This is a genomic window from Micromonospora sp. CA-259024, assembly GCF_050936255.1.
Lineage (GTDB): Bacteria > Actinomycetota > Actinomycetes > Mycobacteriales > Micromonosporaceae > Micromonospora.
The window spans coordinates 1,854,477-1,878,662 of record NZ_JBNJND010000001.1 but is presented as its reverse complement, the minus strand read 5'-3'; the positions used below and the strand labels follow the sequence as shown (position 1 = coordinate 1,878,662).

Below are 24,186 nucleotides of genomic sequence, written 5' to 3'. Positions count from 1 at the left end.
GCTCCAGTGCGATCGCGTTCTCTACGGTCGGTAGTCGTGGGTGCCGGCCAGCCGTGGAGCCGTCCGGCCCGGCGCAACCGCCCGATGCGCACCGGGCTGGCCTTCGTCGGGTTCGGTGTGGCGTTCTGCTGCGTCGGAGCGGCCGGGCTGGGCGCCTGGAACCTACAGACCGTCCGTCAGGCCGCCGGCCCGATCCGGGAAACCGCTGACGAGTTCCTCAACGAGGTGACCCTCGGTGACAGCGACCGGGCGTACGAGCGGCTCTGCGAGGACGCGCGTAGTCGGTGGAGCGCGATCGGCTTCACCAGTTGGGTGCGTACCCCGCCGATGGTGACCGACTATGAGATCACCGACGTGTCGGTCGCGACCCGAAGCGGGCGACCACACGGCACGGTGACCGTGACGGTGACCCGCTCCGGCGGCCTCAGCGAGGAACGTCGCCTGCCGGTGGTCCGCGAGGACGGGGGCTGGCGGGTGTGCGGTGACCCCTTCTGAACAGCCGGTCGTCCGGCTGAAGCGGCCCTGGTTGCTGCGCGAGCGTCGGGGGGTGGAGCCGACCACGTCGACGGAGCTCTTCTTCGACCTGGTCTTCATCTTCACCATCACCCAGTTGGCGCATTACCTGATCGCGCACCCGGACTGGCGTGGCGCCGCACGCACCACGCTCGTGCTGGCGCTGCTCTGGTTCGTGTGGGTCTACACCGCCTGGGGGACGAATTGGCTGCGACCCGACCAGGCACCGGTACGGGCGCTGCTGATCGCGCTGATGCTGGGCAGCCTGCTGCTCTCGGCGGCGATCCCCGAGGCGTTCGCCGGCAGCGGGCTGGTCTTCGCGCTGGTCTACCTGACCATGCAGGTGGGCCGCACCGTGTTCGCGTTGTGGGCGGTGCAGGGCCAGCCCTGGCTGGTCGACGGGTTTCAGAAGACGCTGCTGTGGTTCGCCGGGACGTCGCTGCTCGTGGTGCTCGGCGCCGTGGTCGGCGGAGCCTTCCAGGAGGCGCTGTGGGCGGCGGCGATCGTTATCGAGGTGATCGGCCTGTCGACCGGGTTCCCGGTGCCCGGTCTCGGCCGTAGCCCCGCCGAGCGGTGGATGGTGGAGGGCGGGCACCTGGCTGAGCGGTGCCAGGCGTTCATCCTCATCGCCCTGGGTGAGTCGATTCTCGTCACCGGGAGCACCCTCGCGCAGCACCTGGACCTGACGATGTCCGGTGCGTTCGTGCTGGCGTTCGCGGGTTCGGTGGCGCTGTGGTGGGTGTATTTCGCCCGGTCGGCCCCGGCGGCGGCGGAGGTCATCGCCCGCGCCGGTGAGCGCACCGGCGCGTTGGGCCGGCTGGCGTTCAACTACCTGCACCCCGTGATGGTCGCCGGCATCATCGTCACCTCGGCGGGCGACGAGCGGCTCCTGCGCGAACCTGGCGCCCCCGCCACCGCGGTCGCCGCGCTGTTCACCCTGGGCGGTCCGGCGCTGTTCCTCGCCGGTCACGCCGCCTACAAGGCGGTGCTGTGGCGGACCGTACCGACCAACCGGATCACGGCGGTGGTGGTGCTGGCGGCGCTGATACCGGTCTGCGCGGGGCTGGGGGTCCCGCTCGCGGCGTGCGCCACGACGGCGTTGGTGGTGACCATGGCGGTGATCGTGGCCGACGGGATGGCGGGGCGGCCGGCGCCTCAGTCGCGGGGGCCGAGGTCGCCGCTGCGGTAGTGCCGGCGGCAGAGCACCTGGTAGCGCACCTCGGCGGTGTCCACGGTGTCGCCGATGACGACCTGCGCCCCTTCACGGACGACGCGCCCGTCGACGACGCGGGCGTTGAGCAGACCTTCCCGGCCGCACCAGCACAGCACCTCGACCTGGATGCGGGCCACCTCGTCGGCCAGCTCGAACAGGCGCTGCGCGGCGGGGAACAGGCGGGACCGGAAGTCGGTGGCCAGGCCGAACGCGAACACGTCGACGTCGTAGCTGTCGACCAGCTCGGCCATCTGCTCGACGTGTTCGACGGTGTAGAAGCACGCCTCGTCGCAGATCAGGTAGTCGACGCGTACCCCGTCGGCCCACCGGCCGCGGACCAGGGCCCGCAGGTCCAGGTCGTCGGTGACCTCGATGGCCTCGTGGGCCAGCCCGATCCGGGTGGTGACCTGCGGCCCCAGGGACCGGTCGATGCGGGTGGTGACCAGCCCACGACGGCCCTGCCGAGCGTGGTTGTAGTTCATCTGCAGCGCCATCGTGGACTTGCCGCAGTCCATCGGCCCCCAGAAGAACTTCAACGCCGCCGCGTGCACCGGTCGCCCGTCGAGCCCGCGCGCAGCCGCGCACCCGGCCGGTGCGTGTGGCTGGCCGGGGAACGGGTGGGCCAGGCAGGTCGGGGCGGTGGCGTCGTCGTCGGTCACGGTCGGGCAGCCTAGCCCATTGACAAGCCCGAATCGGTCGGGTGCGGGATGCGTGCTCAGAGCACCCGGGGCGGCGTGTTGCCCGCAGCGACGATGGCACGGCGGATCGGCACGGCGGCGAGGAGCAGGAAACCGACCACGAAGAAGATCAGCAGTGAGACCAGGCCCACCCGGTAGGACGAGGTGAGCTGGAACACCAGGCCGAAGGCGAGCGGGCCGAGCCAACTGGTGCCCTTGTCGCTGATCTCATAGAAGCCGTAGTACTCGCCTTCCTTCCCGGCCGGGATGAGCTGGCTGAACAGCGACCGGCTCAGCGCCTGGCTGCCGCCGAGGACCAGGCCGATGGCCGCACCGAGGACCATGAACGGCACCGGCGCCTCGGCGGGCAACCGGAACGCGGCGATGATCACACCGGTCCAGAGCACCAGGCTCAGCAGCACGGTCTTCCAGGCGCCCAGGCGCCTGGCCAGCGCGCCCAGGAGCAACGCGCCGCCGAAGGCGAGGAACTGCACCAGCAGGATCGTGACGATCAGGGTGCTCTGCTCCAGACGTAGCTCCTCGGTGCCGTACTGGCTGGCCAGGGTGATGACGGTCTGGATGCCGTCGTTGTAGACCAGGAAGGCGAGCAGGAAGTACAGCGTCAGCGGGTACGCCTTGATCTCCCGCATGGTGCGGCCGAGCTGGCGGAACCCGTCGGTGAGCACGTTGCCGCGCCGGGCCAGCGCCGCCGCGGTGGGGCGTTCGCGCAACCAGCGCAGCGGCACCAGCGTGAACGCCGCCCACCAGACCCCGGCGGACACGATCGACCAGCGGGCCAGGTCCAGGGTGCGTTGCGGGTTGTCGCCCTCGTCGAGCAGGGTGATCGCGACGAGGTTGAGCGCCAGCAGCAGACCACCGCCGAGGTAGCCCAGCGCCCAGCCGCGGCTGGAGATGCCGTCGCGTTCGTCCGGACCGCCGAGCTGCGGCAGGAACGAGTTGTAGACCACGATCGCGGCGCCGAAGGAGATGTTGGCGATCAGGAAGAGAGCCCCGCCGAGCAGGTAGCGGTCACCGGTGACGAAGGCCATCAGGATGGTCGCGCCGGCACCGGTGAACGCGGCGCCGCCGAGCAGCCGCTTCTTGTGCGCCGACCGGTCGGCGATCGCCCCGATGACGGGCAGCACGAACACGGTGAGGAACACCGACAGCGAGATCAGGTACGGGTAGTAGGACCCGGCGGCGACCTTGATGCCCAGCGGGTACACGAAACCGTCGCAGGTGTCCGCGCCCAGCTCGCAGCCGGCGGCCAACTCGGCGACCGTGGTCAGGAACGGGCCGAGGAACACGGTGATCACCGTGGTCTGGAACGCGGAGTTGGCCCAGTCGTAGATGTACCAACCCCTGCGTTCGCGGCGAGTGCTCGCCGGGGGCGGGGTGTCGTCCACCGCGGGGGTCACGGTCTCGGCCATCGGGGGTCCTTGGATGGTCAGGCGGCCCAGTGGCCGCGGCTGCGGTAGACGTCGCGCAGCACGCCGACGTGATCGGTCATGATGCCATCCACACCACGATCCAGTAAGTCGTGCATCTGGGCTGGTTCGTCGATCGTCCAGACGTGCACCTGCAGCCCGATCCGGTGGCAGTAGTCGAGGAACCGGCGGTCCACCACCGGCACCCGCCCGTAGCGCGGCGGCACCTGCGCGGCGACCACCGACGGGGGCAGGCGCAGCGGGCGGCCGTGCAGGGAGGCGAGTCGCAGCCGGGCGACCCCGCGCATGCCGAGACTGGTGGCGATCCGTCCGCCGGTGAGCGCGCGTAACCGGGTCAGGCGGGCGTCGCTGAACGAGGCGAGCAGCACCCGGTCGGCGGCGCCGGCCCGGGTCACGGCCGCGACCGTCGGCTCGACGCCGCCGTCGGCCTTCACGTCGATGTTGAAGCGGACCTGCGGCCAGGCGCCCAGCACCTCGTCGAGCCGGGGTACGACGGCCGCGCCGCCGACCCGCACCGACGCCAGGTCGGCCCAGCTCAGGTCGGCGATGCGCCCGTCCTCCCCGGTGACCCGGCGCAGTGTCGGGTCGTGGAAGATCACCGCCACGCCGTCCCTGGTGGCCTGCACGTCGGTCTCCACGTACCGGTAGCCCAGCCCGATGGCCCGGGCGAACGCCTCGGCGGTGTTCTCGTCGCCCTCGGCGGCGCCGCCACGGTGGGCGAACGCCAGCGGCGCGGGCGCGTCGAGGTAGCCGAATCGGGTCAGCACGCGACGCAGTATGCCTGCCGCCGGTGGACCGCGGATGTCCTCCCGGCGACGATCGCCGCAATGGTGTCCGAGCGCGGTCCGATCCGGGTTGCCGCCGTGCGGGGACGCCCACTAGGTTCGGAGCCGTGACTGCCGGGTCGGCCATGGGCCACGAGCGGACAGGGCACCCGGCGGGCGAGTGACCCCCGGGCGGGCCCGAGGTCCGCCGAGTCGAGGTGTTTCGCCGCCTCATCCGTCCCGTCTCGGGTTCGCGCTCACGCGGCCGTGTCGTCGCCGCGTGGCCCACCATTCCTGTCCTGTGCTCGCCGTGTCGTGACGCGGCGATCCCTTCCTGGGAGTCACATGCCACACACCTTCAATGACGACGTCATCGCGGAGTTCCGCGCGAACGGCGGCCGCGTCGGCGGTTGGTTCGAGAACGCCCGCCTGCTCCTGCTCACGACCACCGGGGCCCGCACCGGCGCACCGCACACCATCCCGCTGGGTTACCTGCCCGACGGCGGCGAGCGGGTCCTGGTCATCGCCTCCGCCGGGGGCGCGCCGCGCCACCCGCAGTGGTTCCGCAACCTGCTGGCCGATCCGCTGGTCACGGTGGAGGACGGGGTGTTCAGCTACCGGGCCCTCGCCGAGGTGCTGACCGGGGCCGACCGCGACAACGTCTTCGCCCGGGCACTGGCGGCGGACCCCGGCTGGGGCGAGTACCAGGACCGGGCGGGGCGCGAGCTGCCGGTGGTGGCGCTGACGCCGCTGCCCGGGCCGCCGACACCACCGTCGGGCGCGCCGGGCGCGGCGCTGGTCGCCGTGCACGACGCGTTCCGGCGCGAACTCGCGCTGATCCGCCAGGAGGTCGACAAGGCGGGGCCGCACGTCGGCGCGCAGCTGCGGGTCAACTGCCTGACCCTGTGCCAGGGGCTGCGGGGCCACCATGAGCGCGAGGATTCCGGCCTCTTCGCCTGGCTGGCCGACCAGCGGCCGGACCTGGCCCCGGTGCTGGCCCAGCTGGATGCGGAGCACCGGGCGATGGCGGCCGTGCTGGACGAGTTGCGCGCCGTGCTGGGCATCCCACAGCCGGACCGGGAGGTGCTGCGCCGCGAGGTGGCCCGGCTCACCGACCAGGTGCAGGCGCATCTGGCGTACGAGGAGGAGCAGCTCGTGCCGCTGCTCAACGCCGCCGGCTGACGCGTACCGGTCGGGCTGGCCCGGGGTGGGTCAGCCCGGCCAGCGGCGGTGGGTGCGGCCGGGGTCGGTCGGGCGGCCGGGGTCGACGTGCCGGGGCAGGTCGGGTTCGTCGGGACGCAACGGGGCGAGGGTGTCGGTGAGCGCGTCGATGATCCGGTCGGTGGCCCGGCGGGCGGCGCCGGGGCTGGCGGCCACCGTCTCGCCCAGGTCGACGGGCGTGCCGAAGTGCACCCGGATCACCGGGCGGCGCCACAGTGAGCGGGCGATGCCGCGCAGTATTCCCCGGGGCGCCTGGTAGGGCAGCACCTCGTGGGAACCCCACTGGGCGACCGGGACGACCGGGGCGCCGCAGGCCAGGGCGAGTCGGGCGGCGCCGGTCTTGCCGCGTTCGGGCCACATGCCGGGGTCGAGGCCGATGCGCCCCTCGGGGTAGATGAGGATCACCGACCCGTGGGCGACGGCGGTGGCGGCGTCGTCGAGTGCCCGGTGTACGGCGCTGGTGCCCCGGTCGACGCGGATGTGCCCGGCCCGGCGCATCGCGGCGCCGAGCACCGGGGCGCGGAACAGCCCGGCGGTCGCCATGATCCGTGGGGCGATGCCGCGGGTCTGGCAGGCGGCGGCCATCACGACCGGGTCGAACGGGCTGATGTGGTTGGCGGCGAGCACCAGCGGCCCGCGGCGTAGGTGCGCCGGGACGTCGCCGGTGACCTCGAGGCGGGCGAGCGCCCCGACCAGGGCGCGGGCGAGCCGTTGGGCGGCGCGCCAGATCAGCGGTGGCTGCCAGGGGGAGTGCGCGTTGTCCATCAGCGCGCCATCGTCGCACGCGCCGGCGGGGTCGCGAGGGTGGGTCGGCTGGTTGCCCGGCGGCTTGTCGCCGGGTCGGCCGGCCCGGGTGATCAAGGTCATTGGTCCCGGGTCGGTTCGGGCCGCCTGGCCCTGCCCGTTCCTCTACGACGAGCAGTAGTATTTACTACGTCTCGTAGTATGAACAGCTGGGGGTTCAGGTGGACGCGTTGGACGTCGCCCGTTGGCAGTTCGGTGTCACCACCGTCTACCACTTTCTCTTCGTTCCGCTGACCATCGGCCTGTCCGTGCTGGTGGCCATCCTGCAGACGATGTGGCACCGCACCGGCAACGAGCGCTACCTCAAACTCACCAAGTTCTACGGCAAGCTCTTCCTGATCAACTTTGCCATGGGCGTGGTCACCGGCATCGTGCAGGAGTTCCAGTTCGGCATGAACTGGAGCGACTACTCCCGCTTCGTCGGCGACATCTTCGGTGCCCCCCTGGCCATCGAGGCGCTGGTGGCGTTCTTCCTCGAATCCACCTTCATCGGCCTGTGGATCTTCGGCTGGGACCGGCTGCCCAAACGGGCGCACCTGGCCAGCATCTGGGCCGCCGCGATCGGCACCAACCTCAGCGCGTACTTCATCCTCGCGGCGAACTCGTTCATGCAGAACCCGGTCGGCTTCCGGATCAACCCGGACAGCGGGCGCGCCGAGCTGACCGACTTCCCGGCCGTGCTGACCAACAAGGTCGCCCTGATCACCTTCCCGCACACCCTGGCCGGCTCGTTCCTGGTCGCCGGCTCGCTGATCGTCGCGGTCGGCCTGTGGCACGTGATCCGCAACCGCGACTCCGCCGACTTCGGTGCCTACCGCTTCGCCACGAAGTTCGGCTCCTGGGTGGTCCTGGTCGCCTCGGCCGCCGTGCTGTTCACCGGCGACATCCAGGGCAAGATCATGACCGACGTGCAGCCGATGAAGATGGCCGCCGCCGAGGGCCTCTACACCACCGAGAGCCCCGCCTCCTTCTCCGTCCTCACCATCGGCAGCCTCGACGGCAGCCGCGAGGTGTTCGCCCTCAAGATCCCGTACCTGCTGTCGTACCTGGGCACCGGCGACCCGAACGGCACCGTGCACGGCATCAACGACCTGCAGGCCCAGTACGCCACCCAGTACGGAGCGGGCAGCTACACCCCGATCATCCCGGTCACCTACTGGAGCTTCCGCTTCATGATCGCCTTCGGGATGGCGGCCGGCGCGATCGCCCTGCTGGTGCTCTGGAGCCAGCGCAAGGGCCGCACCCCGAACAGCAAGTGGCTGCTGCGCGCCGGGCTGGCCATGCCGGTGCTGCCGCTGCTGGCCAACTCCTTCGGCTGGATCTTCACCGAGATGGGCCGCCAGCCGTGGATCGTCTTCGGCGAGATGCTCACCCGCAACGGTGTGTCCCGCAGCGTCTCGCTGGCCGAGGTGCTCACCTCGTTCACCGCCTTCACGTTGATCTACGCCACCCTCGCCGTGATCGAGGTCAAGCTGCTGCTGCGCTACGCCAAGGCCGGCGTACCGGACGTCAGCGAACAGCCCCCCACCGACGACACCGACGACGCCGAGCGCCCGCTCGCCTTCGCCTACTGATCCCGGAGCCCATCGTGGAACTGACCACCATCTGGTTTCTCCTCGTCGCCGTGCTGTTCACCGGCTACTTCATCCTGGAGGGCTTCGACTTCGGCGTCGGCATGCTGCTGCCCGTGCTCGGCCGCGACGACCGGGAACGCCGCGTCCTGATCAACACCATCGGCCCGGTCTGGGACGGCAACGAGGTCTGGCTGATCACCGCCGGCGGCGCGATGTTCGCCGCGTTCCCCGAGTGGTACGCCACCCTCTTCTCCGGCTTCTACCTGCCGCTGCTGCTGATCCTGCTGGCCCTGATCGCCCGGGGGGTGGCCTTCGAGTACCGGCACAAGCGCCCCGAGGCGTCCTGGAAGCGCCGCTGGGACACCGCGATCGTGGTCGGCTCGCTGCTGCCGGCGATCCTGTGGGGCGTCGCCTTCGCCAACATCCTGCGCGGTGTACCGCTGGACGCCGAGCACGAGTACGTCGGCGGCCTGCTCGACCTGCTGCACCCGTACGCCCTGCTCGGTGGCGCGACCACGCTCGCGCTGTTCCTCACCCACGGCGCGGTGTTCATCGCCCTGAAGACCACCGGTGACATCCGCGAGCGCGCGGGCGCCCTCGCGGTGCGCCTGGGCGTCGGGGCCGCCGTGCTGGCGGTCGGGTTCCTGAGCTGGACGCTGACCATCCGCTCCAGCGCGGCCGCCGTCGTGCTCGCCGTCGGCGCCGCCCTCGCCCTGCTCGGTGGCCTCGCCGCCGCCCGGGTACGCCGGGAGGGCTGGGCGTTCACCGGAACCGCCGTCGCGATCGGCCTGGCCGTGGCGACCCTGTTCGCCGCGCTGTTCCCGAACGTGCTGCCCTCCACCCTGGACGCGGCCGGCACGCTGACGTCCACCAACGCCGCCTCCACCCCCTACACCCTGAAGATCATGACGTGGGTGGCGGTGATCTTCACTCCGGTGGTGTTGGCCTACCAGGGCTGGACCTACTGGGTGTTCCGCAAGCGCATCGGCGTGGCCAACATCCCGCAGCACTGACCGGCGGGGTGCGGGGTCGGCGTCCCCGGGGCGCGCCCGCGATCTTGCAGTTCCGGTCGCCGAGATGCGTGGAATGCCCTTGATGCGGCGGCAGTAACTGCAAGATCGCGGGTCGCGTCCATCATGCCGGCGTAAATCGGCTGTCGGTGCGGACCCGCCTCGCTACGGTGTGCCGATGCCGACCGCCGTACACGTCCGCGAACTCACCGCCGACGACCTCGACGCCGCCTGGGAGCTGGGCCGGTTCGCCTTCGGATCCGACCCGCAGCGACCGCCGCACGTCACCAGGCCGGTGCCCGGTCTGACCCGCTACGGCGCGTTCGACGACGCCGGTCGGCTCGTCGGCAAGGCCGTCGACCTGCACCACGACCAGTGGTGGTCGGGGCGGGTGGTGCCCGCCGCCGACGTCGCCGGCGTGGCGGTCGCTCCCGAGGCGCGGGGCCGCGGCGTGGCCCGGGCCATGCTCACCGCGCTGCTGCGCGGCGCCCACGAACGGGGTGCGGCGCTGAGTGCGCTGTACCCGACCGTCGCCGCGCCCTACCGCGCGTGCGGCTGGGAGGCCACCGGCGTGCTGCGTACCGTCGACCTGCCGACCGTGGCGTTGCCCCGGCACCGGCCGGACCCCCGGTTGACCGTCCGCGCCGGCACGCCCGCCGACCTGCCGGCCGTCGCCGCCCTGTACGAGCGGGTCGCCCGACACCGCAACGGCCCGCTCACCCGCCGGGGCGAGCTGTTCGACGTCCACGCCGCCGACGGCGGCCTGCCCGGCGACGGACTGACCCTGGTCGAGGAGGACGGGGACCTCGTCGGCTACGCCACCTGGCGGCGGGGCCGGGGCTACGGTGCCGACTCCGTGCTCACCGTCGACGAGGCCCTGGCCAGCACCGCCGACGCGGCCCGGGAGATCGTCGGGGTGCTCGGCAGCTGGGCCAGCGTCGCACCGACCCTGCGGCTGTGCCCGCTCGACGGCGACGCGGTCAGCACCCACCTGCCGTTGGAGTCGGCCCGCGAGCACGAACGGGATCTGTGGATGCACCGGCCGGTCGACGTGGCCCGGGCGGTGAGCGCGCGCGGTTGGCCCGCCCACGCCCGGGGCAGCGTCGACTTCACCCTCGCCGACCAGCTCGCCGAGTGGAACAGCGGCACCTGGCGGTTGACCGTCGCCGACGGCGCTGCCGAGCTGACCCGGATCGGCGGCGAGGCGGACCTGCGGCTGGACGTACGCGGCTTCGCCCTGCTCTACGCCGGAGCCGCGTACGCCCGTTCGGTCGCGCAGGCCGGGCTGCTGCACCACGGCGCCGGTGTCGACCCGGCCGCCCTCGACCTGCTGGGGGCTGGCGGACCGGCGCAGTTGCTCGACTACTTCTGACGGCTGCTTTCCAGCGGAGCGCCGACCGCCTGGCGGCGGCGGTGCGGTCAGGCCGGGGTCGCCGCCAGCTGGTCGTTCGCGCGCTGGGTCACCAGGGTGAGAACCCGGGCGGCCGTGCTCGCCTCGTCGGCCGGGATGTCCCCGTACAGCCCTGCGGCGATGTCCGTGACGGCGGCGGAGACGCGGCCCTGCGTGGCGTGACCGGTGTCGGTGAGCCGCACCCGCGCCTCGGCGTTCGTCGACGAGCCGTCGTCGACGAGGGCGAGGCCGGCGTCGACGAGTTGGGCGATCACCTCGTGCACCGTCCGCTCGTCGACCTTGAGGGTGCTGGTGATGCGGTGCACGAGCCGTTCGCGTTCGACGGCGCCGTCGGTGAGGACGTTGAGCGCGAGGACCTGCACGAAGCTGAGCCCGAGCGGGGCGACGGCACGTTCGAGCAGTGCCCGGGTGGCGTAGTGGGCCCTGCCGATGACCTGCCCGTTGAGGGTGGGAGTGGTGGACACGATGCCTCCTTCGAAATGTTGGCTGCGCCAACGTTGGTTTAGCCAACGTAGCATGGATCGTGGGTCGTGCCAACGGTTCCTGTTAGGCTTCGGCCATGGAGTCCACCGCCCCGCAGTCACCCGCCGGGCTACGCACCGCGCCGAGCTGGCTGCTCAACCAGACCGCCAGCCACGCGGCCCGCCTGGTCAGCGAGGGCTTCGCCGCGCATGACCTGCGCGGCTACCACTACCGACTGCTCGCCTCCCTGGCCGAGGACGGCCCCGCCAGTCAGGCCGACCTGGGCCGCCGCTGTGCCATCGACCGCAGCGACGTGGTGGCGGCCATCAACGACCTGGCCGGGCGGGGACTCGTCGTACGAGCCCCCGACCCGGCCGACCGCCGCCGCAACGTCATCAGCATCACCGACACCGGAGCCGACGAGGCACGCCGGATGGGCGAGACCGTCGACCGCGTGCAGCGCGACCTGCTCGCGCCACTGTCCACGAGTGAGCGTGAACAGCTGACCCGACTGCTCACCCGACTGCTGGAGCACCACAGCCGGTCGTGACGCGACGGCTCGACCCTCAGCGGGCCTCGCGCAGCTCCGCCAGCCGTGCCTCGATCTCGGCCAGCTCCGCGCGCAGCTTCTCCGCCTGCTGCTCCGCCTCAGCCCGCTCGGTGCCGAGGATCTGCTCCACCGCCTCCTGCACGCCCGGCACGTCGACCAGGGCCACCATCTTCAACGCCTCGGCCGGCTTCACCACGTACGGCTTCGCCAGGGCCTTGGTGCCCTGCTGCGCGGCGACGGTCCACTCACCGTCGGCGTACGCCAGCGTCACCGTGAGACCCGCCGGGCCCTTCGGCTTGACGGCCTTGACCGCCCGCCGCGCCGGCGGCTTCTCCGTCTGCTCCACCTTCGGCTCCTCCTGTCGCTGCGCGGGCACCCGCGGCGTGTCCAACACGAACTCCGGCACCACCGGCGCGGGCGACTCCTGCGGCTCCGGCTCCGGTTTCGGCTCCACCACCCGACGCGTCACGCCCTTGGGCGCCATGGCCAGATCGGCGGGGGAGAACGGCAACTCGTCGCGGCCGAAACGCACCACCACGAACTCGTCGGACACCTCGGGGTCGGTCAACTCGATCACCTGACCGACCTGACCGGCGATCTGCCCCGCCGAGGCGGTGAACACCACCCTCGGCTTACGCCCCGCCGCCAACGCCTCCCGGATGCTCTGCACCTCGTTGGTGGACAAACCCTGGCCGGCATCCATCGCTACCCTCTTCCGTACACCTGTTTGATTTTGCTGTCTTGATACCAGCCGGCTGCGACACCCGCCGCACGGGGGCTCGCGCCCACTCAGCCGCCGAGGGCCCGCAGCGCCCGGTCCGCGTGGTCGTTCATGCTGACCTCGCTGTGGATCACCTCGATGATCCGCCGGTCCGTGCCGATCACGAACGTCATCCGCTTCGTGCTCAACGGCCCCAACGGAAGCCGCCGGCGCACCCCGAACCGCCGCGCCACCGCCCCGTCCTCGTCCGACAGCAGCGGATAGTCGAAGCCGTGCAGTGTGGAGAACTCCGCCTGCTTGGCCACCGGGTCGCGGCTGATGCCCACCCGCGACGCGCCCAGAGCCGTGAACTCCCCGGCGAGGTCCCGGAAGTGGCAGCTCTCCGCCGTGCATCCCCGGGTCATCGCCGCCGGGTAGAAGAACAGCACCACCGGCCCCGCCGCCAGGAACTCCGACAGCCGCCGCGGTGTGCCCGTCTCATCCGGCAGCTCGAAATCCTCGACCACGTCGCCGACACCCACACCCGCCACCGCGCACCTCCGTTGTCCGATCGATCGCGCGGTGAGCGTAAGCGATCACGACCAGAGGCCCGCCACCTCGTCCACCAGCGCCGCGGCCTGCGCCCGCCCGGCCCGCGCCGCACCCGCCCGCCGCGCCGGGTCCAGCACGTTGCGGCCGATCGCCGTACGCGCCGCCGCGTCCGGGGTCACCACCGCCACCCGCGACCCGGCGGCCCGCAGCTCGTCCACCTGCGCCGACAGCCGGGGCATCGGCCCGAACGCCGCCGACGTGGGCGCGATCACCAGCACCCGCTGCGCGCCCGCCGCCAGGTCCGCGTTCACGACCGAGCGCATTCCACCGTCGACGTAGCGGCGGGCGCCGACCGTCACCGGCGGCCACACCCCGGGCACCGCGCAACTGGCACCCACCGCGTCCACCAGGGACACCCCGCTGTCACGGTCGAACACCACGAACTCACCGGAGGACGCGTCCACCGCCGTGACCAGCAGCCGCCGCGCCGGCCACTCCCGGGCCGGCAGGCGGGCCTCGATCACCGCGCGTCGTGACGCCTCCGACGGGGTACGCGCCGCCACCGCCATCGCCCCGATCCGCGCCCGTGAGCGCACCCCGTCACGGGTACGGCCACCGGCCCACACCAGCCGCGCCAGCGTCGCGAAGCCCAGCCGTACCGCCAACTCGCCCGACGGCGGCGCCAACTGCGCCGCGTAGAACTGCTCCAGGGGCAACCCGGAACACACCTGCGCCCCGACCACCGAGCCCGCCGACGTACCCACCACCAGATCCGCCTCGGTCACCGGCACGCCCCGCTCGACCAGCCCCGCCAGCAGCCCCAACTCCCAGGCCACCCCGGTCACCCCGCCACCACCGAGCACCAACGCCCGCCGCATGTGACTCTCCTCTCGACGACCGACCCGCGCCGGTCACGGTAGCGTCGGCGCATCCGGATCGCAGCCACCAGACACGTCCAGGAGAGCGCCGTGGCACCAGTCACCGTGATCACCGGCGGTGGCCGCGGCATCGGCGCGGCCACCGCCCGCCGTCTCGCCGCGGCCGGCCACGACATCGCCCTGTGCTACCGGCGCGACGACGCTGCCGCCAGCGCCGTCCTGGCCGACCTGCGCGCCACGGGCCGGCAGGCGGTCGCGGTACGCGCCGACACCACCGACCCCGATCAGGTCCGCGCCCTGTTCGACGCCGCCGCGCAACTCGGCCCGCTCACCGGCCTGGTCAACAACGCCGGCGTCACCAGCCCCATCGGGCCCTTCACCGAGTTGCGCGTCGACGACCTGCGCCGGGTGGTCGACGTCAACCTCGTCGGCTACGTCCTCTGCGCCCAGCAGGCCGCCCGCCGACTGGGCGACGGCGGTGCCATCGTCAACGTCTCGTCGGCCGCCGCGACCCTCGGCAGCCCGGGGGAGTACGTGCACTACGCCGCGGTGAAGGCCGCCACCGACACCCTCACCGTGGGCCTGGCCAAGGAACTCGCCCCGAAGGGCATCCGGGTCAACGCGGTCGCACCCGGCATCGTGCGCACCGACATCCACGCCGACTCCGGCGTACCCGACCGCGCCGACACCGCGGTCGGGCGCATCCCGCTGGGCCGTGCCGGGGAACCCGACGAGATCGCCGCCGCCATCGCCTGGCTGCTCGGCCCGGACGCCTCGTACGCCACCGGCACGGTGCTGCGCGTCTCCGGCGGTCTGTGACCGCGGTGCGGGACGCCGCGCCTCAGTGCGGCATCCCGCACGCGCCTCAGTGGGTGAACAGTTTCGCCGCCGTGAGCACCGTCTGGGCCACCCCGTAGCCGAGCAGCGCCGCCACCACCAACCAGGAGATCCACAACCGGGCCTGCTGCCCGTGTCGGCTGTCGTCGCTCATCGGGTGCCGCTCCTTTGCGCCGTCTTGTCCTCGTCGACGTTCCGATCCGCCGATGGTTCGTGGTAGCGCTGCGGCACCGGCCGGATCAGCAGGTTCGCCACGAAGCCGACGGCCAGCACACCCACCATGGTGAACAGCGCCGGCCGGTACGCCGCCGCCGTCAACGTGCCCGGTTTGCCCTGCGCGTCGAGGAACCCGTTGACGATCAGCGGCCCGGCGATCCCCGCCGCCGACCAGGCGGTCAGGAGTCGGCCGTGGATCGCACCGACCTGGAAGGTGCCGAACAGGTCCCGCAGGTACGCCGGCACGGTGGCGAACCCACCGCCGTAGAAGGAAAGGATCACGCAGGCCAGCAGTACGAACAGCGCCGTCGCGGTCTGCCCCACGAGCGCCAGCAGCGCGTACAGCACCATGCCGACACCCAGGTACACCATGTACATCGGCTTGCGGCCGATGACGTCCGAGGTCGACGACCACGCGAACCGGCCGGCCATGTTGAACAGCGACAGCAGACCCACGAACCCGCCGGCCGCCGCGACGGTCACCGCCGAGGTGCCGTTGTCGCGGAAGAAGTCCTGGATCATCGGGCTGGCCTGTTCCAGGATGCCGATGCCGGCGGTCACGTTGCAGAACAGCACCACCCACAGCAGCCAGAACGAGCGGGTCCGCACCGCGTTCGCCGCCGACACGTTCGCCGTGGTGACCAACGGTTTCGCCGCCACACTCGCCGGGTCGAAGCCAGCCGGCCGCCAGCCCTCCGCGGGCACCCGCACGTTGGCCACCCCGAACATCATGATCACGAAGTAGCCCAGGCCGAGCGTCACGAACAACCACACCAGGGCACTGCCCGACGCCGTGGAGCCGGCGTTGGACGGGTCGTAGGCGGGGTCGTAGAACGACAGCACCTGCCGCGACAGGGGAGAGGCCACCATCGCCCCACCACCAAACCCCATGATCGCCAGCCCGGTGGCCAGGCCCGGCCGGTCCGGGAACCACTTGATCAGGGTGGAGACGGGGGAGATGTACCCGATTCCCAGACCGATGCCGCCGAGCAACCCGTAGCCCAGATACAGCAGCCACAGTTGCTTCGTGGCGATGCCCAACGAGCCCACCAGGAAGCCCACCGCCCAGAAGCACGCGGAGACGAACATCGCCTTGCGTGGCCCGTTCGCCTCCACCCAGGTCCCGGCGACCGCGGCGGACAGTCCCAGCATCACGATCGCGATGCTGAAGATCACCCCGATCGCGGTCTGACTGGTGTCGAAGTGGGCGATCAGTGAGTTCTTGTAGACACTTGTCGCGTAGACCTGGCCGATGCAGAGGTGGATGGCCAACGCCGCCGGGGGTATGAGCCACCGGCTGTAGCCGGGTGGCGCGACGGTGTGGCGACGATCGAGTGCGGAAAGCATGCGCTGCTTCCTCTCCGACGAGGACGAGAGACGTCGCGCACAACGTGCCCACATCACGTGGAAGCGGCAAACCTCACCGTCGCCGGACGGTCGCTGCGGTGAGCTGAGCGGTCAGTCAGCCCCAGCGGGCGCGCGCGTGATCGACTCCGCTCCCTGGAAATCGGGGTGTCGCCGGCAGCCGGATACCACGATTTCCAGAAACCGAGTCGAGCGTGGCCTCGTCCGCAGGCGACCCGTGTCCGCGTCCGTTCCTAGGCGGCCGGTTCCGCCCGCCAGACCCAGTTGCGTCGCTCGTACAGGGGCGTGAGACCCAGACGGCGCATGTTGTTCAGCGACGGGTTGGACGACCCCGGGTCGGGCCGTCCCGTCTCGGCGGTGACCCACCGGCAGCCGGCCGCCACGGCAGCGGCCGCGCGAGCCGCCAACAGCGCCGACTGCGCCCCGCGCCCCCGGTGCGTCGGCAGGGTCGCCGCGGTGTTGAGTGAACCGACCGCCCCGTGCAGGAACAGGTTGGCGGCGGCGACCATCTCCGTGCCGTCCCAGGCGGCGAACGGACGGAACCCGGGATCGCGCACGCTGGCGGCGAGCATCGGCGCCAGGTGTTCCTCGGGCATCCCGAAGCAGCGCAGCACCAGCGAGGCCCATTCGTCCATCAGCTCGTCGGGCACCGGACCGACCCGCAGATCCGTGCGGCCGGGCTGCAGGGCGGCGATCTCGCCGGCGAGCTTCAGCCAGGTGTTTCCCGCACTGATGTTCTCCCGCGCGCAGATCTCGTCCCAGCCCGCCGGCAACCGGTCCGGGGCGATCTGGATGACAGCGGCCGGGGTGCCCTGGGCGCGGTGTCGCACACCCGGGCGATCAGGTCACCGCTGACCGGCTCGGCGAAGCCGAACCCGAGCGCCTTGCTCCAGTAGCCGGTCGGGTCGTGCCGCATCGACAACACGACTCCGCCACCCATCCGGGTGGCGGACATTCCGAGCGCGTCCCTGACGTCGGCCGGCGCTCCCGACTCGTACCGGAACATGAACTCGGCCTCCGCCAGCTCGGCGAGAGCGCGCACCGTGTCCTGGTCCTGGTGATCAACTGACATTTGCCAAAGCCTGCCACGGTGCCGGCCCTGCCGGCACCGTGACCGGCGCCACTACCGCAGGTCCGGGGTGTGCCAGCCGCCGGCCAGTGCGTCGGCGTCCGCCGGACCCCAGGTGCCCTTGTCGTACGACTGCACCTCGGCCGCCAGATCCAGGATCGGCCCGACGATGCGCCACTCCTGCTCGATCGTCTCCTCGCGCGCGAACCGCAGATGCTGCCCGTCCATCGCGTCGTCGAGCAGCCGCTCGTACGCCTCCTGGCGGCGACCGAGAGCCGCGCCGAAGTCGACGGACAGGTCCACGGGCCGGCTGGTCACCTCGGCACCCGGGCTCTTCGCCTGGATCGACATCGTGATGCCGTCACCGCGTCCGAGGCGGAACCGCAGCAGGTTCGCGGCGGTCGCCGTGCCCCGCTCGGCCGGGATGAGCGAGCGCTGCGGCTGCTTGAACTCGACCACGACCTCGGTCGCGGTCCCCGGCAGGGACTTGCCCGTGCGCAGGTAGAACGGCACACCCGCCCAGCGGGGGGAGTCGACCGTCAACCGGGTGGCCACGAACGTCTCCGTGTTCGAATCCGGCGCGACGCCCGGCTCGTCGCGGTAGCCGGCGTACTGCCCCCGGACGGTGGACTCCGGCGACAGCGCCTCGATCTGCCGCAGCACCGCGACCTCCGCCGCACGGAAGGCATCGGTGTCGTCGGCGGCCGGCGCGTCCATCGCGATCAGGGCGACGACCTGCAGGATGTGGTTCTGCAGCACGTCGCGGGTGGCGCCCACCGTGTCGTAGAAGCCGGCGCGACCCTGGGTTCCGAAGCCCTCGGCGAGGGTGACCTGGATGTTGTCGATGTGCTCGCTGTTCCACAACGGCTCGAACAACCGGTTGGCGAACCGGAAGGCGTAGAGGCCCTCGACGGCCTCCTTGCCGAGGTAGTGATCGATGCGGAACACGCGCTCCGCGTCGAAGGCGGCGCGCAGTGTGCGATCCAGTTCGCGGGAGGATTCCAGGTCACGCCCGAACGGCTTCTCCACGATCACCCGGCCCCGGTCGGCCAGGCCGACCGCCGCGAGGCCCTCGACGACGGCGCCGAACACCGCCGGCGGGATCGCCAGGTAGAAGATCGGCCGCTCGGCGCCGCGCAGGCGCTCCGCCAGCCGCTGGTACGTGGCCGGGTCCGCGTAGTTGCCGGAGATCATCGAAAGGTTGTTCGCCAGCCGGTCGAAGGCCTCGTCGTCAACCTCGTCGTTGGCCTCGGTGACCGACTTGCGGGCCGTGGTGACGAGCTGCTGGTCATCCCAGGGGGAGCGGGCCACGCCGATCACCGGGACGTCGAGGCGGTCCCGTCGGGTCAGCTCGTACAGCGCTGGGAACAGCTTCTTCGAGACGAGGTCTCCCGTGACGCCGAACAGCACTACCGCGTCTGAGCGCGTGTTCATGGCACTTCCATTCGATCATGTGAACCTGATCTTCCAACCGCACAACGGCCCCGCCGCCCCCGAGAATTCCCTGCAAACGACGCACGTGAGGTCGGCGACAGCGCCGCGCGGCCAGGTCCTTATGTTAAGGAAGGTTTACAGTGCAGGCGTGGTGCGGGTAACGTGCCAGTCTGATCGACAAATATCGATCATGACGAGGCCTGGAGGTGCCCGTGCGTCGCCGACACACCATCACACGGCTGCTGGCGATAGCCGCACTCGGACTACCGCTCATCCTGCCCGCGGCCCCGGCCGCCGCCGCACCCGCCGCGCCGACCCGACAGTTGAGCGACGTCATCCCCACACCGGTCGAAACCAGACCCGACGCCCACGGCGCGTTCCGCGTCAGCCCCCTGACCGTCATCCGCACCACACCCGGCTCAGCCGCCGCCTGGCAGGTCGGCCATCAACTCGCCGCGACCCTGCGCCCCGCCACCGGCTACCCCCTGCCCGTCCTCCCCGTACGCTCCACCCCGCTGCCCGAGATCGCCCTGCTCATCGGGGGAGCGGACGGACGCGTCGGCCAGGAGGGCTACCAACTCGACGTCACCCGTCGCGGCGTGACGATCCGGGCCGACACCCCCGCCGGGCTGTTCGCCGGCACACAGACCCTGCGGCAACTACTCCCCGCCGAGGTCGAGGCACCCGACCGGCAACGCGTCACCTGGACGGTCCCCGGCGGACGGATCATCGACTACCCCCGCTTCGCGTACCGAGGCGCGATGCTCGACCTCGCGCGGCACTTCCACACCGTCGACGACATCACCGCCTACGTGGACCTGCTCAGCCAGTACAAAATCAACTACCTGCACCTGCACCTGACCGACGACCAGGGCTGGCGCATCCAGATCGACTCCTGGCCCCGCCTCACCACCGTCGGCGGCGGACCGGGCACCGGAGTCGACGGCGTCGGCCCCGGATACCTCACCAAGGCCGACTACAAGGCCGTCGTCGCCTACGCCGCCGCGCGGCACATCACGGTCATCCCCGAGATCGACATGCCGGGGCACACCAACGCCGCCCAGTCGACGTACCCCGAACTCAACTGCGACGGTGTCGCACCGCCCCCGCGCACCGACATGGCGGTCGGCTACAGCTCGCTGTGCATCGACGACGAGCTCACCTACCGGTTCGTCGAGGACGTCATCCGCGAACTCGCCGCCATCACACCCGGGCCGTTCCTGCACATCGGTGGCGACGAGGCCCACGCGACCACCGACGAGGACTACCGCACCTTCATGCAGCGGGTCCTGCCCCTGGTCGCGAAGTACGGCAAGCGGGCCTCCGGCTGGAACGAGATCATGCAGGTCGACCCACCCACCGACGTCGTCGCACAGTTCTGGGGCACCGGCACCACCAACGCCGACCTGGCCGAAGCCGCCGCCCGCGGCAACAAGGTCGTCATGTCGCCGGCGAACAAGTCCTACCTGGACATGAAGTACGACGCCAACACCCGCCTCGGGCTGCGCTGGGCTGGCCTGATCGAGGTCGCCGACGCGTACGGCTGGGACCCCGCCACCCGCGTCACCGGCGTCGGCGAGAGCGCCGTCCTCGGCGTCGAGGCCCCGCTGTGGTCCGAAACGCTGCGCACCCTGGACGACATCGAATACATGGCCTTCCCGCGCCTGCCCGCGATCGCCGAACTCGGCTGGTCCACGACCGCCAGCCACAACTGGGAATCGTTCCGCACCCGACTGGGGCAGCAGGCACCCCGCTGGCGCCTACAGCAGGTCGACTTCTACCCGTCCCCGCAGGTGCCATGGATCTGACCCGATGACCCGGCCGGGGGCACCGCCACCACAGGCGGTGCCCCCGATCCGACGCCTCCACCTCGTCGGCGGCCGTCGAGCCATCGCGCGCACTCGCTAGGATCCCGGCGTGGAGCTGGCGATCGACACAACTGCGGGAACCGGACCGATGATCGTCTGCCTACCGATGTTCAGCACGACCCGCGCCACCACAGCCGCAGCCTTCGGCCCCGCCTTCGCCGGCGCGGGTCTGCGCGAGACGTACCTGGATCTGCCCGGCCACGGCGACTCTCCAGCGACCTGCCGCCCCGCCTCCCAGCCCATACTCGACACCGTCTGCGCGTGGCTCGACCACCACATCGACGCGCCGGTCCTGCTGGCCGGCGCGTCGTACGGCGCCTACCTCGCCGCCGGGATCGCACGCCAGAGGCCAGACCTGGTCCGCGGTCTGCTCCTCGTGTGCCCGGGCGTCACCATCGCACCAGCGAGCCGGACCCTACCCGAGCCGCACGCACCCACAGCGCCGACCGACTGGCTCGACGACGCCCCCGCCGACCTGCGCGCGCACCTCGACGCCGCGCTGGGCCATCGCACTCCAGCCGTCGTCGCGACGGTGCTCGCCGCCCTCACGTCCGGCGGCCCCGGCGACGAGACGTTCCAGCAGGACCTGCGAACGGGCCCCGAGTACGCGCTTCCCGACGAGAACGGGGACACCGTCTTCAACGGGCCGGTCAGCGTGCTCACCGGCCGACAGGACGGGATCGTCGGCTACGCCGACCAGTTCCGCGCCATGCGCTGTTATCCCCACGGCACCTTCACCGTCATCGACGAAGCCGGACACTACCTGCCGTTCGAGCAACCGGCTCTGCTGCGCGCACACACCCAGGCCTGGCTGCGTCGAACGCACCACTGACCACGGTCGCCCACCGCTGGCGATCCTCGGTGCCGGCTGGCCGTGCGGGCCTGACTTTTGTCACGAGTGCCCGTGCGCCCTACATCGAAGGTCATGACTAAGCGCACTGTGGCCCGTCACACCCTGTGCCCGAAACTCGATCCAGCGCCGGAACACCAGCCGGCCGAGTTCGTGACGGGAGGCGGGACAGTGGACGAGCGCTACGACAGTTACTGCGCCGCGGATCGACTGTTCTACGACTCGCTCGGCAGCGCCGTCGCGCAGCCCGTCTTCCGGGCCGCCGAGCGGCCGGTGCCGGCCGGCTGGCGCCGAGAGCCGCTCGACGACTGGTTGATCTACGGCCCGGACGGCGGCTCACTGCCGCAGCAGGGCTGGAAGATCCACGTGTCGGCGGGTCTGGCGAACGCCGAGCGGGTGCTGGACGCGGTCTGGGACTACTGCGTCCCCCGTGGCCTGTCCTTCAAGTTCCTACGCGGGCCCCGCACGTTGCTGCTGCGCAACTCCAAGTACGCCGCGCGGGCCGCCAGCGGCAAGTTCGTCACCGTCTACCCCCGCGACGACGCCGAGCTGGAACTGACCTGCAAGGAGCTCGACGAACTGCTCGCCGGGGAGTCCGGGCCGTACATTCTCAGTGACCTCCGCTACGGAGCCGGCCCGATCTACGTGCGCTACGGCGGCTTCGCCGCCCGCTACTGCCATTCCCCGGACGGTCAGGTGGTGCCGGCGATCGAGGACGACTCCGGTGCGCTGGTGCCGGACCGCCGCGAACCGGTCTTCCACGTACCGTCCTGGATCGCCCTGCCCGACTTCCTCGGCCCGCACCTGGCCGCCCGGAGCGAAACCAGCACCAACGAGGTGCCGTACCGCATCGAGCGGGTGATCCACTTTTCGAACGGTGGTGGCCTGTACGTGGGCAGTGACCTGCGTACCGACACCGAGGTGGTGCTGAAGGAGGCGCGGCCGCACGCCGGCCTGGATGCCGACGGCACCGACGCTGTCGCCCGACTGGCCCGTGAGGCGGCGGCCCTGCGGCACCTCGCCGACCTGCCGCAGGTGCCGCGTGTGCACGACGAGTTCGCCCTCGGCGAGCACCGGTTCCTCGCGCTGGAATTCATCGAGGGCCGGCCGCTGAACAAGGTGCTGGTCGACCGGTACCCGCTCATCGACGCCGACGCGACGGACGACGACCGGGCGGCGTACGCCCGGTGGGCCCGGCACGTCCACGAGCAGGTCGAAACCCTCATCGAGGCGATCCACGAGCGCGGCCTGGTCTACGGGGACCTGCATCTGTTCAACATCATGATCCGCCCGGACGACCGGGTCGCCCTGGTCGACTTCGAGGTCGCCGCCCCGATCGCCGGACACCGTCGACCGGGACTGCGCAACCAGGGCTTCGCGGCACCACGGGACCGGACCGGACCGGCGGTCGACCGGTACGCCCTGGCGTGCCTGCGACTGGCGCTGTTCCTGCCCCTGACCCAGCTGGTCCGCCTCGCCCCGGCGAAGGTGGCCCACCTGGCCGACATCATCGCCGCGAACTTCCCGGTGCCGCGGTCCTTCCTCGACCCGGCGATCGAGGAGATCACCGGCAGCCCACGGGCCACCGCCGGCCCCTGCGGGGACCTCGGCCCAAGCGACTGGCCAACCCAGCGGGACCAACTCACCAGGGCGACCGTGGCCAGCGCCACACCCGACCGCAACGACCGGCTCTTTCCCGGCGACATCGAACAGTTCCGCAGCGGCGGCCTCAACCTCGCCCACGGAGCGGCCGGCGTGCTGTACGCGCTCGCCACGAGCGGTGCGGGTAGCTGGCCCGAACACGAGGACTGGCTGGTGCGGCGGGCGACAGCACCCCCGTCCGGCACCCGCTGCGGCTTCTACGACGGGCTGCACGGTGTGGCGTACGCCCTGGAACACCTCGGACGCCGGCAGGACGCGCTCGACGTGCTCGACATCTGCCTACGCGAGCCCGTGGACGGGCTCGACCACAGCCTGGCGAGCGGGCTCTCCGGGATCGCCCTCAACCTGGCCGAGCTGGCCGCGCGTACCGGCGAGACGTCGGTACGTGACGCCGCCTGGCGGGCCGTTGAGCGGGTGATCGATCGGCTCGCCGACGACCCGGGCCCGGACATCAGCGGCGGACGCCACCCGTACGCCGGGCTGCTGCGCGGCCGAACCGGACCGGCGCTGATGTTCCTGCGGCTCTACGAGCTCAACGGCGACGACGACCTGCTGGGGCACGCCGCCACGGCGCTGCGTCAGGACCTGCGCCGGTGCGTGCTACGCCCGGACGGCGCGCTGGAGGTCAACGAGGGCTGGCGGACCATGCCGTACCTGGCGCACGGCAGCGTCGGCATCGGGCTGGTCATCGACCAGTACCTGCGCCACCGCGCCGACGACCGGTTCGCCACGGCGAGCGCGGGTGTCCGCCGCGCGGCACGCTCACCGTTCTACGCGCAGTCCGGCCTCTTCGCCGGCCGGGCCGGCATCATCGCCTACCTCGCCGCTTCGACGCACGACGCCGACCGCCGGGAACTCGACGCGCAGCTGGACCGGCTGTCCTGGCACGCGCTGCCGTACCGGGACGGCACGGCCTTCCCCGGTGAGCAGTTGCTGCGGCTGTCCATGGACCTCGGCACCGGCACCGCCGGCGTGCTGTTCGCGCTGGCCTGCGCCCGGCACGACGAGCCGCCGGTGTTGCCGTTCCTCGCGCCCCTTCCGGGCGCCCAGAGACTCCCTCGCGACAGCGAGGGCGACGTTCTCGACGAACGAATGGAAGGGAGGTGAC

The 24,186-nt window shown here is 71.6% G+C and carries 23 protein-coding genes; 11 read left to right on the top strand and 12 right to left on the bottom strand.

From position 1 onward, the window contains the following. The first annotated feature begins 36 nt into the window (after positions 1 to 36). Together ACQEUX_RS07915 and ACQEUX_RS07910 are read left to right on the top strand one after the other, a co-directional pair. Positions 37 to 495, top strand: a complete 459-nt coding sequence (locus ACQEUX_RS07915; RefSeq protein WP_433043448.1) for an Rv0361 family membrane protein — start codon at positions 37 to 39, stop codon at positions 493 to 495. Next, positions 482 to 1,702: a low temperature requirement protein A gene (locus ACQEUX_RS07910; RefSeq protein ID WP_433043445.1), complete on the top strand. Its 1,221-nt coding sequence runs from the start codon at positions 482 to 484 to the stop codon at positions 1,700 to 1,702. Before ACQEUX_RS07915 ends, ACQEUX_RS07910 begins: the two co-directional genes overlap by 14 nt. On the opposite strand, the gene ACQEUX_RS07905 is transcribed toward ACQEUX_RS07910, so the two are convergent. Genes ACQEUX_RS07905 through ACQEUX_RS07895 form a run of 3 tightly spaced genes read right to left on the bottom strand, consistent with a single transcriptional unit; the run spans position 1,669 to position 4,618 of the window. Next, positions 1,669 to 2,385, bottom strand: coding sequence for a thymidine kinase (locus ACQEUX_RS07905; protein WP_372471426.1), 717 nt, complete (start codon positions 2,383 to 2,385; stop codon positions 1,669 to 1,671). The two genes, ACQEUX_RS07910 and ACQEUX_RS07905, sit on opposite strands and share 34 nt — an antisense overlap. A gap of 56 nt (positions 2,386 to 2,441) precedes the next feature. After that, entirely contained in the window at positions 2,442 to 3,833 is a 1,392-nt protein-coding gene (locus tag ACQEUX_RS07900; protein WP_433043441.1) for an MFS transporter, read from the bottom strand. Positions 3,834 to 3,850: 17 nt separating this feature from the next. After that, positions 3,851 to 4,618: a glycerophosphodiester phosphodiesterase gene (locus tag ACQEUX_RS07895; RefSeq protein WP_433043438.1), complete on the bottom strand. Its 768-nt coding sequence runs from the start codon at positions 4,616 to 4,618 to the stop codon at positions 3,851 to 3,853. A 342-nt stretch (positions 4,619 to 4,960) separates the two neighbouring features. Here ACQEUX_RS07895 and ACQEUX_RS07890 point away from each other — a divergent pair, with 342 nt between their 5' ends. After that, positions 4,961 to 5,797: a nitroreductase/quinone reductase family protein gene (locus ACQEUX_RS07890; RefSeq protein ID WP_433043435.1), complete on the top strand. Its 837-nt coding sequence runs from the start codon at positions 4,961 to 4,963 to the stop codon at positions 5,795 to 5,797. A 30-nt stretch (positions 5,798 to 5,827) separates the two neighbouring features. On the opposite strand, the gene ACQEUX_RS07885 is transcribed toward ACQEUX_RS07890, so the two are convergent. Further along, positions 5,828 to 6,601, bottom strand: coding sequence for a lysophospholipid acyltransferase family protein (locus ACQEUX_RS07885; protein WP_433049654.1), 774 nt, complete (start codon positions 6,599 to 6,601; stop codon positions 5,828 to 5,830). Positions 6,602 to 6,801: 200 nt separating this feature from the next. On the opposite strand from ACQEUX_RS07885, the gene ACQEUX_RS07880 reads away from it, so the two are divergent. The 3 genes from ACQEUX_RS07880 to ACQEUX_RS07870 all read left to right on the top strand — a co-directional run bounded on the left by ACQEUX_RS07880 (position 6,802) and on the right by ACQEUX_RS07870 (position 10,596). After that, positions 6,802 to 8,214, top strand: a complete 1,413-nt coding sequence (locus ACQEUX_RS07880; RefSeq protein WP_433043432.1) for a cytochrome ubiquinol oxidase subunit I — start codon at positions 6,802 to 6,804, stop codon at positions 8,212 to 8,214. 14 nt (positions 8,215 to 8,228) lie between these two features. Continuing rightward, entirely contained in the window at positions 8,229 to 9,227 is a 999-nt protein-coding gene (gene cydB, locus ACQEUX_RS07875) for a cytochrome d ubiquinol oxidase subunit II (RefSeq protein WP_433043429.1), read from the top strand. 175 nt (positions 9,228 to 9,402) lie between these two features. Then, a complete protein-coding gene (locus ACQEUX_RS07870) occupies positions 9,403 to 10,596 on the top strand; it encodes a GNAT family N-acetyltransferase (RefSeq protein WP_433043426.1) in 1,194 nt (397 codons plus the stop codon). Between the two features lie 47 nt (positions 10,597 to 10,643). Here ACQEUX_RS07870 and ACQEUX_RS07865 read toward each other — a convergent pair whose 3' ends face one another. Next, positions 10,644 to 11,099, bottom strand: coding sequence for a hypothetical protein (locus ACQEUX_RS07865; RefSeq protein ID WP_433043423.1), 456 nt, complete (start codon positions 11,097 to 11,099; stop codon positions 10,644 to 10,646). 95 nt (positions 11,100 to 11,194) lie between these two features. Here ACQEUX_RS07865 and ACQEUX_RS07860 point away from each other — a divergent pair, with 95 nt between their 5' ends. Continuing rightward, a complete protein-coding gene (locus ACQEUX_RS07860; protein ID WP_433043420.1) occupies positions 11,195 to 11,647 on the top strand; it encodes a MarR family winged helix-turn-helix transcriptional regulator in 453 nt (150 codons plus the stop codon). Positions 11,648 to 11,663: 16 nt separating this feature from the next. Here ACQEUX_RS07860 and ACQEUX_RS07855 read toward each other — a convergent pair whose 3' ends face one another. From ACQEUX_RS07855 to ACQEUX_RS07845, 3 genes are all read right to left on the bottom strand, one after another. Beyond that, positions 11,664 to 12,350: a hypothetical protein gene (locus ACQEUX_RS07855; RefSeq protein WP_433043417.1), complete on the bottom strand. Its 687-nt coding sequence runs from the start codon at positions 12,348 to 12,350 to the stop codon at positions 11,664 to 11,666. 86 nt (positions 12,351 to 12,436) lie between these two features. After that, on the bottom strand, positions 12,437 to 12,898 hold the full coding sequence (locus ACQEUX_RS07850; RefSeq protein WP_433043414.1) for a peroxiredoxin: 462 nt from the start codon (positions 12,896 to 12,898) through the stop codon (positions 12,437 to 12,439). A 45-nt stretch (positions 12,899 to 12,943) separates the two neighbouring features. Beyond that, entirely contained in the window at positions 12,944 to 13,777 is an 834-nt protein-coding gene (locus tag ACQEUX_RS07845) for a patatin-like phospholipase family protein (RefSeq protein ID WP_433043411.1), read from the bottom strand. A gap of 90 nt (positions 13,778 to 13,867) precedes the next feature. Between ACQEUX_RS07845 and ACQEUX_RS07840 the strand changes: the two genes are divergently transcribed. Beyond that, positions 13,868 to 14,596, top strand: coding sequence for an SDR family oxidoreductase (locus ACQEUX_RS07840; RefSeq protein WP_433043408.1), 729 nt, complete (start codon positions 13,868 to 13,870; stop codon positions 14,594 to 14,596). Positions 14,597 to 14,642: 46 nt separating this feature from the next. On the opposite strand, the gene ACQEUX_RS07835 is transcribed toward ACQEUX_RS07840, so the two are convergent. From ACQEUX_RS07835 to zwf, 4 genes are all read right to left on the bottom strand, one after another. Next, positions 14,643 to 14,768, bottom strand: coding sequence for an MFS transporter small subunit (locus tag ACQEUX_RS07835; protein ID WP_433043405.1), 126 nt, complete (start codon positions 14,766 to 14,768; stop codon positions 14,643 to 14,645). Beyond that, a complete protein-coding gene (locus ACQEUX_RS07830) occupies positions 14,765 to 16,177 on the bottom strand; it encodes an OFA family MFS transporter (RefSeq protein ID WP_433043402.1) in 1,413 nt (470 codons plus the stop codon). Before ACQEUX_RS07830 ends, ACQEUX_RS07835 begins: the two co-directional genes overlap by 4 nt. Positions 16,178 to 16,428: 251 nt before the next feature. After that, positions 16,429 to 17,025: a GNAT family N-acetyltransferase gene (locus ACQEUX_RS07825; RefSeq protein ID WP_433043399.1), complete on the bottom strand. Its 597-nt coding sequence runs from the start codon at positions 17,023 to 17,025 to the stop codon at positions 16,429 to 16,431. Between the two features lie 293 nt (positions 17,026 to 17,318). After that, positions 17,319 to 18,698, bottom strand: a complete 1,380-nt coding sequence (gene zwf, locus ACQEUX_RS07820; RefSeq protein WP_433043396.1) for a glucose-6-phosphate dehydrogenase — start codon at positions 18,696 to 18,698, stop codon at positions 17,319 to 17,321. Between the two features lie 212 nt (positions 18,699 to 18,910). On the opposite strand from zwf, the gene ACQEUX_RS07815 reads away from it, so the two are divergent. From ACQEUX_RS07815 to lanKC, 3 genes are all read left to right on the top strand, one after another. Continuing rightward, complete coding sequence (locus ACQEUX_RS07815) at positions 18,911 to 20,506, top strand: beta-N-acetylhexosaminidase (protein ID WP_433043393.1); 1,596 nt, start codon at positions 18,911 to 18,913, stop codon at positions 20,504 to 20,506. Positions 20,507 to 20,615: 109 nt separating this feature from the next. Further along, entirely contained in the window at positions 20,616 to 21,398 is a 783-nt protein-coding gene (locus ACQEUX_RS07810; protein ID WP_433043390.1) for an alpha/beta fold hydrolase, read from the top strand. A gap of 93 nt (positions 21,399 to 21,491) precedes the next feature. Next, on the top strand, positions 21,492 to 24,185 hold the full coding sequence (gene lanKC, locus ACQEUX_RS07805; RefSeq protein WP_433043387.1) for a class III lanthionine synthetase LanKC: 2,694 nt from the start codon (positions 21,492 to 21,494) through the stop codon (positions 24,183 to 24,185). Position 24,186 lies beyond the last annotated feature (1 nt).